This window comes from Pantoea sp. CFCC18179 (genome assembly GCF_059412405.1).
This window is the reverse complement of record NZ_JBNBPM010000005.1, coordinates 134,500-149,045: the sequence shown is the minus strand read 5'-3', so window position 1 is coordinate 149,045 and position 14,546 is coordinate 134,500. Positions and strand designations below refer to the sequence as shown.

The 14,546-nt window shown below is 52.9% G+C and carries 16 protein-coding genes; 11 read left to right on the top strand and 5 right to left on the bottom strand.

Annotation, left to right across the window (positions count from 1 at the left end):
* Positions 1-73 precede the first annotated feature (73 nt).
* A complete protein-coding gene (glnS, locus tag ACPUC7_RS12000) occupies positions 74-1,741 on the top strand; it encodes a glutamine--tRNA ligase (protein ID WP_494923092.1) in 1,668 nt (555 codons plus the stop codon).
* Between the two features lie 235 nt (positions 1,742-1,976).
* Entirely contained in the window at positions 1,977-2,372 is a 396-nt protein-coding gene (locus tag ACPUC7_RS11995; RefSeq protein ID WP_494923091.1) for a hypothetical protein, read from the top strand.
* 59 nt (positions 2,373-2,431) lie between these two features.
* Here the strand turns inward: ACPUC7_RS11995 and fur are convergent, their stop codons facing one another.
* From fur to ybfF, 4 genes are all read right to left on the bottom strand, one after another.
* Positions 2,432-2,881 (bottom strand): ferric iron uptake transcriptional regulator, encoded by a 450-nt coding sequence (gene fur, locus ACPUC7_RS11990; protein ID WP_007890672.1) that lies wholly within the window; start codon positions 2,879-2,881, stop codon positions 2,432-2,434.
* 354 nt (positions 2,882-3,235) lie between these two features.
* Positions 3,236-3,766 (bottom strand): flavodoxin FldA, encoded by a 531-nt coding sequence (fldA, locus tag ACPUC7_RS11985; RefSeq protein ID WP_494923090.1) that lies wholly within the window; start codon positions 3,764-3,766, stop codon positions 3,236-3,238.
* A gap of 136 nt (positions 3,767-3,902) precedes the next feature.
* Positions 3,903-4,178 carry a LexA regulated protein gene (ybfE, locus tag ACPUC7_RS11980; protein WP_007890670.1) on the bottom strand — a complete coding sequence of 92 codons (276 nt, stop codon included), beginning with the start codon at positions 4,176-4,178 and terminating at the stop codon, positions 3,903-3,905.
* A 165-nt stretch (positions 4,179-4,343) separates the two neighbouring features.
* Positions 4,344-5,108: an esterase gene (gene ybfF, locus ACPUC7_RS11975; RefSeq protein WP_494923089.1), complete on the bottom strand. Its 765-nt coding sequence runs from the start codon at positions 5,106-5,108 to the stop codon at positions 4,344-4,346.
* A gap of 248 nt (positions 5,109-5,356) precedes the next feature.
* On the opposite strand from ybfF, the gene seqA reads away from it, so the two are divergent.
* Both seqA and pgm read left to right on the top strand, forming a co-directional pair.
* Positions 5,357-5,896 carry a replication initiation negative regulator SeqA gene (seqA, locus tag ACPUC7_RS11970; protein ID WP_343554020.1) on the top strand — a complete coding sequence of 180 codons (540 nt, stop codon included), beginning with the start codon at positions 5,357-5,359 and terminating at the stop codon, positions 5,894-5,896.
* Between the two features lie 24 nt (positions 5,897-5,920).
* Positions 5,921-7,561, top strand: coding sequence for a phosphoglucomutase (alpha-D-glucose-1,6-bisphosphate-dependent) (gene pgm, locus ACPUC7_RS11965; protein ID WP_494923088.1), 1,641 nt, complete (start codon positions 5,921-5,923; stop codon positions 7,559-7,561).
* 39 nt (positions 7,562-7,600) lie between these two features.
* On the opposite strand, the gene kdpE is transcribed toward pgm, so the two are convergent.
* Entirely contained in the window at positions 7,601-8,275 is a 675-nt protein-coding gene (kdpE, locus tag ACPUC7_RS11960) for a two-component system response regulator KdpE (RefSeq protein WP_343554022.1), read from the bottom strand.
* A gap of 247 nt (positions 8,276-8,522) precedes the next feature.
* Here kdpE and ACPUC7_RS11955 point away from each other — a divergent pair, with 247 nt between their 5' ends.
* The 7 genes from ACPUC7_RS11955 (at position 8,523) to pxpA (ending at position 14,512) form a co-directional block, all read left to right on the top strand.
* Positions 8,523-8,723: a YbfA family protein gene (locus ACPUC7_RS11955; RefSeq protein WP_343554023.1), complete on the top strand. Its 201-nt coding sequence runs from the start codon at positions 8,523-8,525 to the stop codon at positions 8,721-8,723.
* A gap of 140 nt (positions 8,724-8,863) precedes the next feature.
* Positions 8,864-9,820, top strand: coding sequence for a YbgA family protein (locus ACPUC7_RS11950; protein ID WP_343554024.1), 957 nt, complete (start codon positions 8,864-8,866; stop codon positions 9,818-9,820).
* 11 nt (positions 9,821-9,831) lie between these two features.
* On the top strand, positions 9,832-11,259 hold the full coding sequence (phrB, locus tag ACPUC7_RS11945) for a deoxyribodipyrimidine photo-lyase (protein ID WP_494923087.1): 1,428 nt from the start codon (positions 9,832-9,834) through the stop codon (positions 11,257-11,259).
* Positions 11,260-11,277: 18 nt separating this feature from the next.
* The gene (locus ACPUC7_RS11940; protein ID WP_494923086.1) at positions 11,278-12,021 is read left to right on the top strand and encodes a type 2 GTP cyclohydrolase I; all 744 of its coding nucleotides are present in this window, start codon (positions 11,278-11,280) and stop codon (positions 12,019-12,021) included.
* 181 nt (positions 12,022-12,202) lie between these two features.
* Positions 12,203-12,859 (top strand): 5-oxoprolinase subunit PxpB, encoded by a 657-nt coding sequence (gene pxpB / locus ACPUC7_RS11935; protein ID WP_494923085.1) that lies wholly within the window; start codon positions 12,203-12,205, stop codon positions 12,857-12,859.
* Positions 12,853-13,785, top strand: coding sequence for a 5-oxoprolinase subunit PxpC (gene pxpC / locus ACPUC7_RS11930; RefSeq protein ID WP_343554028.1), 933 nt, complete (start codon positions 12,853-12,855; stop codon positions 13,783-13,785). Before pxpB ends, pxpC begins: the two co-directional genes overlap by 7 nt.
* Positions 13,775-14,512, top strand: a complete 738-nt coding sequence (pxpA, locus tag ACPUC7_RS11925; RefSeq protein WP_494923084.1) for a 5-oxoprolinase subunit PxpA — start codon at positions 13,775-13,777, stop codon at positions 14,510-14,512. The genes pxpC and pxpA overlap by 11 nt, the downstream gene beginning before the upstream one ends.
* The last annotated feature ends 34 nt before the right edge of the window (positions 14,513-14,546 follow it).

The window sequence follows — 14,546 nt, the reverse complement described above, 5'->3', positions numbered from 1 at the left end:
TCCTGCGCTTTGTGGATCATACTCCGTTACTTCGTGGTACAAATCACCCGTTATAGTTTTTGAGGATTTTGAGATGAGTGAGGCTGAAGCCCGCCCAACGAACTTTATTCGTCAGATCATCGACGAAGATTTGGCGAGCGGTAAGCACAACAGTGTGCATACCCGTTTCCCGCCTGAGCCCAATGGTTACCTGCATATTGGCCATGCGAAATCTATCTGCCTGAACTTTGGTATTGCGCAAGACTACCAAGGCCAGTGCAATCTGCGTTTCGACGATACCAACCCAGTGAAAGAAGATCTGGAGTTTGTCGAATCCATCAAGCGTGACGTGCAATGGCTGGGCTTTGAGTGGAGCGGCAACATTCGTTACTCCTCAGACTATTTCGATCAACTGTTCAACTATGCGGTTGAGCTGATCAACAAAGGATTGGCTTACGTTGATGAACTGTCTGCTGACGAAATCCGTGAATATCGCGGTTCGTTGACTGCACCGGGCAAAAATAGCCCGTATCGCGATCGCAGCGTGGAAGAGAACTTAGCGCTGTTCCAGAAGATGCGCGATGGCGGCTTCGAAGAAGGTAAAGCCTGCTTGCGTGCCAAAATCGACATGGCTTCCAGCTTTATCGTGATGCGCGATCCGGTGCTGTATCGCATTAAGTTTGCCGATCATCATCAGACGGGCAGCAAATGGTGCATCTATCCGATGTACGATTTCACCCACTGCATTTCGGATGCGATTGAAGGCATTACGCATTCACTGTGCACCTTGGAATTCCAGGACAACCGTCGCCTGTACGATTGGGTGTTGGATAACATCACTATTCCAGTGCATCCGCGCCAGTACGAATTCTCGCGCCTGAATCTGGAATACGCGGTGATGTCTAAGCGTAAACTGACGCAGTTGGTGAGCGAGAAGGTTGTTGAAGGTTGGGACGATCCACGCATGCTGACTGTTTCCGGTCTGCGCCGTCGTGGTTACAGCGCGGCTTCAATCCGTGAATTCTGCCGCCGCATTGGTGTGACCAAGCAGGACAATATCGTTGAGATGGCGTCTTTGGAATCATGCATTCGTGACGATCTCAATGAGAACGCGCCGCGCGCCATGGCGGTAATGGATCCGTTGAAGGTGGTGATTGAAAACCTGCCAGCGGGTCACGAAGAGATCCTCACCATGCCGAATCACCCAAGCAATCCGGAGATGGGCACGCGTGAAGTGCCATTCAGCCGTGAAGTGTGGATTGATCGCGCTGACTTCCGTGAAGAAGCCAACAAACAATACAAACGTTTGGTGCTGGGTAAAGAAGTGCGTCTACGTAATGCCTACGTGATTCGTGCCGAGCGAGTGGCGAAGGATGAAGAAGGCAACATCACCTGCATTTACTGCACCTGTGATGTGGATACCTTGAGCAAGGATCCGGCGGATGGCCGCAAAGTGAAAGGTGTGATCCATTGGGTTTCCGCTATTCATGCACTGCCAGCAGAATTCCGCCTGTACGATCGTCTGTTCAGCGTGCCAAATCCTGGAGCGGCGGAGGACTTCCTCACCACCATCAACCCAGCTTCACTGGAAATCAAGCAGGGCTTCGTTGAGCCAGGTTTGCGTGAAGCTGCGCCAATGGCAGCGTATCAGTTTGAACGCGAAGGCTATTTCTGTTCTGACAGCGTCTACTCGCAGCCATCCAAATTGGTATTCAACCGTACCGTTGGCCTGCGTGATACCTGGGCAAAAATCGGCGATTAATTGTTTTTGTTTCTAGCACCATAAGATAACGAAAGGGCGAGCAATCGCCCTTTTTTATTGCCTGCATTTGGCCTCAAACAACCATTTATGCTGATTCGCTAATAATGTGCTAATTGCCTTTCTTGCGACTATTCTGACTTTAGCAAAATTAATCCATTTGCCAGTGTGAAAAACTTTTTTTCAGGTAGGCTATGCGCTCTCAGACGTTGCTCCGCGGGTTATCGAAGGAAGAAAAATGACAAGTCTCGCTCTGGAAGCCAAACACAGCGTGGTGGTTTTACATCAGCTTATCGAACGTATTTTTAACCAGGCAGAAGGTAGCGATGACAGCATTGATCTGTTTTTATCGCACTTTCATCCCGAATTTAAAATGGTGACGCCGCAAGGCAAACAGATGGACATCCATGAAATGGAAACGCTGTTTCGCCAGTTGCATGGTCAACGCGAAGGGATGCGCATTGCCACCAGCGAGCATGCCATCATTTCGCAGCAAAGCCAGGAAGTGACAATTCAGTATCGTGAATTGCAGATGATGAATGGCGTCAATCAAACTCGCATCTCATTGGCGGTGCTGGATTGCAGCACGCCGATTCCGCGTTGGCGCTATCTGCAAGAAACCTTCGTTGCCTAATTCAGACGTAAAAAAACCGGCTTAAGCGCCGGTTTTTTTATACTGCATAGCACACTCGATTATTTATCGTGGAGCGTATCGTCTTCGCGGCAGTCTCCCAGAGCACAGTGACCATACAAGTACAGGCTGTGGTTGCTGAGCTTGATACCGTGGCGAGTGGCAATTTCACGCTGACGCGTTTCGATTGATTCATCGCTGAATTCGATAACCTTGCCACAATCCAGGCAAATCAGGTGATCGTGATGATGCTGCTGAGTCAGTTCAAATACGGATTTACCGCCTTCGAAGTTATGACGGGTTACGATGCCCGCGTCGTCAAACTGGTTAAGAACGCGATATACCGTTGCCAGGCCAATCTCTTCGCCCATATCGATCAGGCGTTTATACAAATCTTCCGCACTGACGTGATGGGACTCGGGTCCGGGTCCCTGAAGCACTTCCAGAATTTTCAGTCTGGGGAGAGTGACTTTCAGGCCAGCCTTCTTCAATGCGGAGTTGTTGTCAGTCATGCGGATATTGTCCTGTTACTTTGCTAGTCACTTACGGCGCAGGGGCCTTGAATGTTTAGGTCAACGCGCATTCTCATTTGCGTCTCATTATAGAACTCAAGCAGTGAAATGAAAACCAAGGCAACGTCCTTAATCACCATTAGCGGTAAGGATAATGTCTCTAACGTCTTCAAGACGTTTGGTTTTTGGATTCCATTTCACTCAGCCTCATTCTACTGCCAGAGGAATAAGCGGATGACCATTGCGGGTATTCTACAGATTTGCGGGGAAAAGTTAAAAAACCGTAGCTATTATTTTTATAGGAAATTCCGTTGCCCGATGTGAGTCAGCGCCCACATCGGGAAGAGAAGGGAATTAGGCTTCGATAATCTCTTTCAATTGCAATTCGTCAAAGATTTGCTTCACCCACTTCTCAACACGGTCGTTGGTCAACTCTGGCTGACGATCTTCGTCAATCGCCAGGCCGAGGAAGTGTTTGTCATCCGCCAAACCTTTCGACGCTTCGAAATGATAGCCTTCGGTTGGCCAGTGACCGACGATCACCGCGCCGTTTGGCTCAATGATGTCGCGAATGGTGCCCATCGCATCACAGAAGTACTCGGCGTAATCTTCCTGATCGCCACAGCCAAACAGCGCAACCAATTTGCCGTTGAAGTCGATCTCTTCCAGCGTCGGGAAGAAATCATCCCAATCGCACTGCGCTTCGCCGTAATACCAGGTTGGAATGCCCAGCAGCAGGATATCGAAGGCATCGAGATCTTCTTTGGCGCTCTTAGCAATGTCATGCACTTCGGCGACATCTTTACCCAGTTGTTTCTGGATCATTTTTGCAATGTTTTCAGTGTTGCCGGTATCGCTGCCGAAGAAAATGCCTACGATTGCCATGAGTTAGGTAGCCTCTTAAATCCTGAGTGTGGAAGTCAGTCAATTGACTGCACAGATATGCGAATAATAGCAGACCGGGAAAAAGCGCGGAACTTGTAAAGCCACGACATTTGTTCCTGCGTGCGGTCTGCGCGCGTTACGACAGTTTGAGCTGCGCCAGCAGCATTTGTTCAATCAATTCGCTGCGGCTGATGTTTTGCTGGTCGGCCAGCGTGCTCAGCGCATCAACCGCCTCGCTGGACATTTTCAGCTCGACACGACGCAGCCCACGCACTTTATCGCGCTTGAGCTGATTACGTTTGTTGATACGCAATTGTTCATCGCGCGTCAGCGGGCTGGTTTTCGGGCGACCAGGACGCCGCTCGTCTGCGAAGAGATCAAGCGTTGTACGGTCTGTTTGTTCTTTTGCCATGGTTTGTAAAACTGAGTGGGCGCGAACGGCGGAAAGGCGCTGCGCGATTAAAACATTATCGGCCCGACCGCGGCGAAAATATCCGCGGCAAATTTTTAGCGCGACATCATACTCCAGCGCCTTCCCTGACGCCAACCCTAAAGCATAGACAGCAAGCTTTTGCTTTTACAGGTTAAAAAAACGTCGAACCGCGCGCAAAACCGCATCAGGTTTCTCGGCGTGCACCCAATGTCCCGCGCCGCTGATCACATGTGCGTGCGCTTGCGGGAACTGGCGAAGCAGGGCGTCGCGATGCTGATTATCCAGATACGGCGAATCGCCACCGCGAATAAACAACGCCGGATGCGGCCAGGCCGGGACCTCTTGCCAGCCTGAAATGGTGCTGTAGTTGTCCCATAACACCGGTACATTGAAGCGCCATTCGCCATCGGCGAACGATTTCAGGATGAACTGGATTACACCTTCTTCAGCAATATGCTGGCGCATCACTTCAGCGGCTTCACTGCGACGCGTTACGCCCGCCGCGCTCACTGCGCGAATGGCGGCAAAAATTTCATCGTGGCGACGGGTTTGATAATCGACGGGTGCGATATCGATCATTACCATTTTTTCAATGCGTTGCGGGGCAATCGCGCTGAGCGCCATGGCGATCTTGCCGCCCATCGAATGGCCGATCACGCCAGCACGCTCAATATTGTGCGCATCCAGCGTCTCAACGATATCTTGCGCCATGGCGGCGTAATTCATCACTTCACTACGTTCAGATAAACCGTGGTTGCGAACATCAACTTGCAACGTCGGGCGTGCATCGCGCACACCGCGTGCCAGCACGCCAAGGTTATCAAGGCTGCCGAAAAGGCCATGAATTAACAGAATCGGCGTGGCATTTGCGGGAGATTGTTCAGTTTGCAGACGGGCGTTCAAAATCATGGCTAAAGTTCTTACGGTTGTGACCTTGGCTTAGGTTATCATGGATTCACCTGTCCAGCAGTCAGGCCGGTGGGCATTAGGGCATATTCCGACTTTTGCCCGGAAACGTTGCCAACGCTATCGGCTGCCACGGATTTAACTTTATAATCCTTATGTTAGAGCCCGCTCACGTTTTGCACAGCTGAATTTTGCTAAAGCCGTTGCATTAATGCGTGGTTCTGTCATTTGCCAGAATCGTACGGAAAAAGATGAAAACGATTGAAGTTGACGAAGAACTCTACCGTTATATTGCCAGCCACACGCAGCACATTGGTGAAAGCGCCTCTGATATTTTGCGCCGCATGTTGAAGTTCACCGCCGGTCAAAGCGCACCAGCTGCGCCTGCCGTGGGTGCATCAGTGAAAGAAGCACAACCTGCCAGCCGTGAAGCGCGTCCTCAGGATCGCGTGCGTGCGGTGCGTGAACTGCTGCTTTCCGATGAATATGCCGAGCAGAATAAGGCGGTTAACCGCTTCATGCTGGTATTGTCAACGCTCTATCGTCTTGATCCAGCAGCATTTGCTGAAGCCACTGCCTCGTTGCAGGGCCGCACCCGCGTTTACTTTGCGGGTGATGAGCATACGCTGCTGCAAAATGGCACCCATACCAAGCCGAAGCATGTTCCCGGCACGCCGTACTGGGTGATCACCAATACCAATACAGGTCGCAAATGCAGCATGGTGGAACACATCATGTTGGCTATGCAGTTCCCTCAGGAACTGACAGAGAAAGTTCGCGGCACCATTTAACTGAAGCGTCAGGGAGAAGCGCCAATGGCCAATCACCCCCGTGCTGGGCAGCCTGCTCAGCAGAGCGATTTGATTAACGTTGCACAATTAACCTCGCAGTATTACGTCCTGAAGCCCGATGTGGCCAATGCGGATCATGCGGTGAAATTTGGCACTTCAGGCCACCGCGGCAGCGCGGGACGCCAAAGCTTCAACGAACAGCACATTTTGGCGATTGCGCAGGCGATTGCTGAAGAGCGCAAAAAGAATGGCATCACCGGCCCGTGCTACGTTGGTAAAGACACGCACGCGCTGTCTGAACCGGCGATTCTGTCAGTGCTGGAAGTATTGGCGGCGAACGGTGTTGATGTGATTGTGCAGCAGGACAACGGTTACACGCCAACGCCTGCAATCTCAAACGCCATTCTTGAGCACAACAAACGCGGTGGCGCGCAGGCGGACGGCATCGTGATCACGCCTTCGCACAACCCACCGGAAGATGGCGGGATTAAATACAATCCGCCAAACGGTGGTCCAGCAGATACCAACGTGACCAAAGTGGTAGAAGATCGCGCTAACCAACTGATCAAAGGCGAGCTGAAAGACGTGAAACGTCTGCCGCTCGATCAAGCATGGGCGAGCGGCCACATCGTGGAGCAGGATCTTATTCAGCCGTACATTGAAGGTCTGGCGCAGGTGATTGACTTCCCGGCGATTCAGAAAGCTGGCCTGAAAATTGGCGTCGATCCATTAGGCGGTTCAGGTATCGCTTACTGGCAGCGCATCGCTAAACACTACAAACTGGATCTGACCATCGTTAACGATGCCATCGATCAGACTTTCCGCTTCATGCATCTGGATAAAGATGGTGTGGTGCGTATGGACTGCTCATCGGAATGCGCGATGGCCGGTTTGCTGGCCTATAAAGACAAATTCGATCTGGCATTCGGTAACGATCCTGATTACGACCGCCACGGCATTGTTACGCCAGCCGGTTTGATGAATCCGAACCACTATCTGGCTGTCGCGATCAACTACCTGTTCCAGCATCGCCCTCAGTGGGGCAAAGACGTTGCCGTCGGTAAAACGCTGGTATCCAGCGCCATGATCGACCGCGTAGTTAATGACATTGGTCGCAAGCTGGTGGAAGTGCCGGTTGGCTTCAAATGGTTTGTTGATGGCTTGTTCGATGGCAGCTTTGGCTTCGGCGGCGAAGAGAGCGCGGGCGCATCCTTCCTGCGTTTCGATGGCTCAGCCTGGTCAACCGATAAAGACGGCATCATTCTGTGCCTGCTAGCGGCGGAGATCACTGCGGTGACTGGCAAGAATCCTCAGCAGCATTACGACGAATTGGCCGAGCGCTTCGGCGCGCCAAGCTACAACCGTCTGCAAGCACCAGCAACGTCCGCGCAGAAAGCCGCGCTGTCGAAGCTGTCGCCAGAGATGGTCAGTGCTGACACGCTGGCGGGCGATCCGATTACCGCACGTCTGACCGCTGCGCCGGGCAATGGCGCGTCAATCGGTGGTTTGAAAGTGATGACGGAAAACGGCTGGTTTGCTGCGCGTCCTTCAGGCACTGAAGACGCTTACAAAATCTACTGTGAAAGTTTCCTCGGCGCTGAACATCGTCAGCAGATCGAGAAAGAAGCGGTTGAGATTGTTAGTGAAGTGCTGAAAAACGCCTAATCGCACTGCGAACAGAAAAGGCCGCTTAGCGGCCTTTTTTTATGGCATAAAACGATAGCCAATGCCGGTTTCTGTCAGCAAATGGCTGGGCTGAGTGGGATTCGCTTCCAGTTTCTGCCGCAAATGCCCCATGTAGATGCGCAAATAATGGCTGTGTTCGACCGCGTTCGGTCCCCAAACCTGATTAAGTAACTGACGTTGCGTCAGCACTTTTCCTGCATTATTCAGCAGCAAACTCAGCAAGCGAAATTCGGTCGGTGTCAGATGCACTTCTTGTTCATTACGCAGCACACGTCGCGCCGCTAAATCCACACTCACTTCGCCAAACTTCACGATCGGTTCTGGCTGCTCACGTTGATGACGACGCAGCGCCACACGCACGCGCGCCAGCAATTCACCAATGCCAAACGGCTTGGTGAGATAATCATCCGCACCGGCATCCAGCGCATCAATCTTATCCTGCTCATCGCTGCGCGCTGACAGCACAATCACCGGCATGCTGCTCCATTGGCGCACTTCGCGAATAAAATCATTGCCATCACCGTCCGGCAAACCGAGATCGAGGATCACCAAATCCGGCTTTCGCGTGGCGGCTTCAATCAGGCCGCGCTGCAACTGTTCCGCTTCAACAATTTTCAGACCTTCGCTTTCCAGCGCCAGGCGCACGAAACGGCGGATCTCTTTTTCATCTTCAACAATCAAGATGGTGGTCACGCTGCCTCCAGCGGCAAAAAAGTCAACGCACCACTTTAGCAATAAAGCGTCGCGCCGTCCGCGATGATGTTTTTAACCTAACGAGATCTTAGAATTTACATTTATGTAACTAACTTTCATCAGTGCACAAAAAGGTGAAAAAAAGCGCAAAATTAGTGGTCGGATGAGTAGTAAAATTACACAGCCAGGCGTAATATCTGCGGTAGATCACATTTCAACGCAATATTTACCACGAGGGAGGCAAAAGATGTATCAGGCATATCCACTCTATAAAATCGTGCTGCGCCGTGTGCTGGTGGTATTAATCGGTTTGCTGGCGCTGCCAGTGATGTTATTCCGCCAGGATCGCGCACGTTTTTACAGTTATCTGCATCGCGTATGGTGCAAAACCAGCACTAAACCAGTTTGGTTAGCGCAGTCAGAAGCCACGGCTGGCATTCACTGGTAATCGCTTTGCAGCAATAAAAAACCCGGCTACTTCCCATGAAGCGCTGGGTTTTTTATTGCTTCTCGCTTTGGCCCCGCTGTTATCCCCTCTCATTTCAGCTACACTTAAAACCTCTACAAGATTTTTGAGGTTGTACAAGTATGAGCGAGAAAATTCCTGTCGGTATCAGCGCTTGCCTGCTCGGGGATAATGTCCGATTCGATGGCGGCCACAAACGTTTTTCCTTCGCCACAGACGAACTCGTGCCATATGTGCGCTTCGAACCGGTGTGCCCGGAAATGGCAATTGGTTTGCCCACGCCGCGCCCAGCTCTACGCCTGGTGAAAGAGGGCGATGACAACATCCACCTCTGTTTCAGCAAAGACGGCGGTGAAGAAGTCACCGATGAAATGCAGCGCTGGTCAGCCGAGCGCGTCAAATCGCTGCATCATCTGTGCGGTTATATTCTGTGTGCCAAATCGCCTAGCTGCGGCCTGGAACGTGTGCGCGTTTATCAGCCTAAAACCAATGACAATCGTAAAGCCGGCACCGGCATGTTCACCGCATTTCTGCAAAAAGAGCTGCCGTGGCTACCGCTGGAAGAGGATGGTCGGCTGCATGATGACGCCATTCGCGAAAACTTCATGGGCCGCGTGTATGCGCTGCATGAGTTTAATGAGATGTGGCGCAGCGGGTTGTCGCGCCACAAATTGATGGCGTTCCACAGTCGTTACAAACTGCTGCTGCTGTCGCATGCGCAAGATGAATACCGCGAAATGGGGCGTTTTGTGGCGGCGATGGATCAGTGGGATTCGTTGGATGATTACGCTACTGAATATCGCAATCGCCTGATGCATTTAATGTCGCATCAGGCTTCGCGTCGCAATCACACCAATGTGTTAATGCACGTACAAGGATACTTCCGCCCGCAACTGAGCTCGCCGCAGCGTCAGGAATTGGCGCAGTTAATCGATCGCTATCGTCGCGGCGTGCAGCCATTGCTCGCGCCAATCACCATGCTGAAACATTACATGGCGGAGTTCCCGCATCCATGGTTGGCACAGCAGCGCTACTTTGATCCCTATCCAGAAGCGCTGCGTTTGCGCTACGGGCAATAATTCGGAGCTTTATGACCACCCATTTAGTTTGGTTGCGCAATGATTTGCGCGTCAATGACAACATGGCGCTGGCCGCAGCTTGCCGCGACAGTAAAGCCAACATTCTGGCGCTATTTATCGCCACGCCAAAACAGTGGCAGCAACATCATATGTCGCCAAAGCAGGCGGCATTTATTCAACAAAATTTGCGTTTATTGCAGGCATCGCTGGCCGAACGCGGCATTCCATTGCATTACCAACAATGTGATGATTTTGCCGCGTCGGTGGATTTTCTGGCGGAATTTTGTCAGCAGCATCAAGTGGATGAGTTGTATTACAACTATCAGTATGAAATCAACGAACGCGAGCGTGATGCCGCAGCCGAAAAGCGCCTGGATGCGCAAGGTGTGATTTGTCAGGGTTTCGACGACAGCTTGCTGTTGCCGCCCGGTAGCGTCCAAACCGGCAGCAACACCATGTTCAAAGTGTTCACGCCTTTCAGTAAAGCCTTTGTGCGCCGTCTGCATCAAGGCTTGCCGGAGTGCCATCACGCGCCAAAAGCCCGCGCTGATGCGCCGATTCGTATTGCGAAAAAGATTCCTGATTTTGATTATCCCAGCGAACAGTTTGATGAAAGCTGGTTCCCGGTGGGTGAAGAAGCGGCCTTAAAACAGTTGCGCCATTTCGCCAAACAGGCGGTGCAACATTATCCCGATCAGCGTGATTTACCGGCCATCGATGGCACCAGTCGCTTATCGGCGTATCTGGCGATTGGCGTGCTATCGCCGCGTCAGTGTTTGCATCGTATTTTGAAAGAACATCCCGACGCGTTGGACGCGGGTAAAGCGTTTACCTGGCTGAACGAACTGATTTGGCGCGAGTTTTATCGTCATTTGATGGTGGCGTTTCCGGCACTGTGCAAGCATCAGCCGTTTGTTGATTGGACGCGCAACGTGCGCTGGCAAAGTAGCAAAGAGCACTTAACCGCCTGGCAGCAGGGAAAAACCGGTTATCCGATTGTTGATGCAGCGATGCGACAGCTCAACACGCTGGGCTGGATGCACAATCGACTGCGCATGATAACCGCCAGCTTCCTGGTGAAAGATTTGCTAATTGATTGGCGCGAAGGTGAGCGTTATTTCATGCAGCAACTGATCGATGGTGATCTGGCGGCCAACAACGGCGGTTGGCAATGGGCTGCGTCAACGGGCACCGATGCCGCGCCTTATTTCCGTATCTTCAATCCCACCACGCAAGGCGAGCGTTTTGACAAACAAGGCGAGTTCATCCGCCAATGGCTACCGGAACTGAAAGATGTGCCGGACAGTGATATCCATCAACCGCAGGCTTGGGCTGAGAAAAATAATAAGAAACTCGATTATCCCGCGCCAATCGTGGAACATAAGGACGCACGTAAAAAGACACTAGACGCCTTTGAGCGCGCTCGCAGCGCGGCTTGAGGCGGTCAGGGAGCCGTAATGAACAATATCGAATTAGAACAGATCGTTAATCAGCAACTGAACAACAGTGCATTTAGCGACTATGCGCCGAATGGTTTGCAGGTGGAAGGCCGCGCCGAGGTGCACACCGTGATTACTGGCGTGACTGCTTGTCAGGCTTTGCTGGATGAAGCAGTAAAACGCAACGCCGATGCGATTTTGGTGCACCATGGTTACTTCTGGAAAAGTGAAGCGCCGGTGATAAAAGGCATGAAGCGTCAACGTCTGCGCACGCTGTTGGCGAATGACATTAACCTGTACGGCTGGCATTTGCCGCTGGATGCGCATCCGCAGTTGGGCAATAACGCACAACTGGCACGCCTGTTTGATATTGATGTTAAAGGTGAAATTCAGCCGCTGGTGCCGTGGGGCGAGTTGGCCGAACCGCTGAGCGGCGCAGCGTTTGCGCAGAAGATTGCCCAGCGTTTAGGCCGCACGCCGCTGCATTGCGGTGATAATGCGCCGGCGCTGATTAAACGCGTTGCCTGGTGCAGCGGCGGTGGTCAGGGCTTTATCGATAGCGCAGCTGCATTTGGCGTTGATGCCTTTATTACCGGTGAAGTCTCTGAACAAACCATTCATAGCGCGCGCGAACAAGGTCTGCACTTCTTTGCTGCCGGACATCATGCGACCGAGCGCGGCGGTATCAAAGCGTTGGGCGAATGGTTGGCAGCCCAGCATGGTCTTGATGTGACTTTTATCGATATCGATAATCCCGCTTAATTACACTTCACTCACGCCCTTAACCTGCGTTAAGGGCGCAAATCTATTGACACATCTCTGTCACTTTCGCATAACTTATTGCCTTTACGCATAAGCGTCACATTTGATCGCCATGAATGGCGTTCCTACGACACAGGCAAAACGCGGATGCGCGCCTGTGTTCATGACCAGGAGGTGGTTTTTGCAACGAGCACGTTGTTATCTGCTAGGTGAACGCGCAGTGGTGCTGGAACTGGAGCCGCCGGTTTCGTTGGCCAGCCAGCAGCGTATCTGGGGATTGTGCCAGCGACTGCAACACAATGAGCAGGTTGAGGAAGTGATTCCAGGCATGAATAACCTGACTTTACTGTTGCGCGATCCGCAGTTGAAGGCGCTGGACGCGATTGAACGCCTGCAACAATGGTGGGAAGAGAGCGAAGCCCAATTGCCTGAATCCCGTCGGGTAGAAATCCCGGTGGTGTACGGTGGCGCAGGCGGACCGGATTTGTCCGTGGTGGCCGATCGCGCCAGCATGACGCCACAGCAAGTGGTGGAACTGCACAGCAGCATCGATTACGTGGTCTATTTTATCGGCTTCCAGCCGGGATTCCCGTATCTCGGTGGCCTGGATGAGCGTTTGCATACGCCGCGCCGCGCCGAACCGCGCGTGTTGGTGCCGAGTGGTTCAGTTGGCATTGGCGGCAGTCAAACTGGCATTTATCCGCTGGCGGCCCCTGGTGGCTGGCAGTTGATTGGTCACACACCGCTGAGCTTGTTTGATCCGCTACAGCAACCGCCAACCTTGTTACGCCCCGGCGATAGCGTGCGTTTTGTGCCGCAAAAGGAGGGCGTATGTTGAAAATATTACGCGCCGGAATGATGACCTCCATCCAGGATCAAGGCCGCACCGGCTGGCGACAATTTGGTATCAGCGTCGGTGGCGCACTGGATCAACCAGCGATGCGCACCGCCAATATGCTGGTGGGCAATCCGGAGCAGAGCGCGGTGCTGGAAATCGTGCTCGGCCAGTTTAAAGCGCAGTTTACCCGCGACGGTTGGTTTGCCTTGACTGGCGCAGGTTGTAATGCCGATTTGGATGGCAAATCGGTGTGGACCGGCTGGCGTTTGCCGGTGAAAAAAGGGCAAGTGTTGACGCTCGCCACGCCAACGCGCGGCATGCGCAGCTATCTGGCGATAAATGGCGGGTTTGCCGTGCCGGACATGCTCGGTTCCGCCAGCACCGATCTCAAAGCGGCATTTGGCGGCTGGCAGGGACGTAAATTGCAGGATGGCGACCCATTACCGTTGGGCGAGCCAACGCATGATTTCAAAGACAAAGCCGGTGTACGCCAGTTGTTGTGGGGCAACCGCATCCGCGCTTTAGCTGGCCCGGAATACAACGAATTTACCCGTGAAGCGCAGCAAGGTTTCTGGCGCAGTCCGTGGAAACTCAGCCCGCAAAGTAATCGTATGGGTTATCGCTTGCAGGGACGCCAATTGTCGCGCGATGCGACACGCGATCTGCTATCGCACGGTTTGGTGCCGGGCGTGGTGCAAGTGCCACCGAACGGTCAACCAATTGTGTTGATGGCGGATGCGCAAACCACCGGCGGCTATCCGCGCATCGCCTGCATCATCGAAGCCGATCTTTATCATCTGGCGCAAATCCGCCTTGGCGAACCGATTCACTTTATCCACTGCACGTTGGAAGAGGCGCTGCATGCCAAGCAGCATCAGCAACGCTCATTCGACCAAATCGCCTGGGGATTAGCACATGAAGATTGATCTTAACGCCGATCTTGGAGAAGGCAGCGCCAGCGATCAGGAACTGCTGACGCTGGTTAGTTCAGCCAACATCGCCTGCGGTTTTCACGCTGGCGATGCGCAAACCATGCTGCAATCGGTGCGCTGGGCAAAAGCCTCTGGCGTAGCGATTGGCGCGCATCCGAGTTTTCCCGATCGTGAAAACTTTGGCCGCACCGCGATGCAACTGCCGCCAGAAACAGTGTATGCACAGATGATCTACCAAATTGGCGCGCTGAAAAGTATCGCCGAAAGCGAAGGGGAACGATTAGTCCACGTCAAACCGCATGGCATGTTGTACAACCAGGCGGCGGGCGATGCGCAATTGGCAGATGCGATTGCGCGCGCGGTCAAAGCCGTGGATAGCGGATTGATTTTAGTCGGCTTGGCGGGCAGCGCATCAATTGCGGCAGCGGCACATCACGGTTTGCGCACGCGCGAAGAGGTGTTTGCCGATCGTGGCTATCTGCCAAACGGCGCGTTGGTGCCACGCAGCCAGCCGCAGGCGATGATTGAAGATGCCAATTTAGCGCTGGTACAAACCTTAGCGATGGTGCAGCAGCGCCAGGTGCAGAGCATCAGCGGCGAATGGGTAAACGTCAACGCCGAAACCGTGTGTTTACATGGCGACGGCGCACACGCGCTGCAATTTGCCCGCACGCTGCGCGCCGCTTTTGCGACACATCAGATTGCGGTCACCAGCGCATAACAATTGAATGATTGCCCGGCACTTGGCCGGGCTT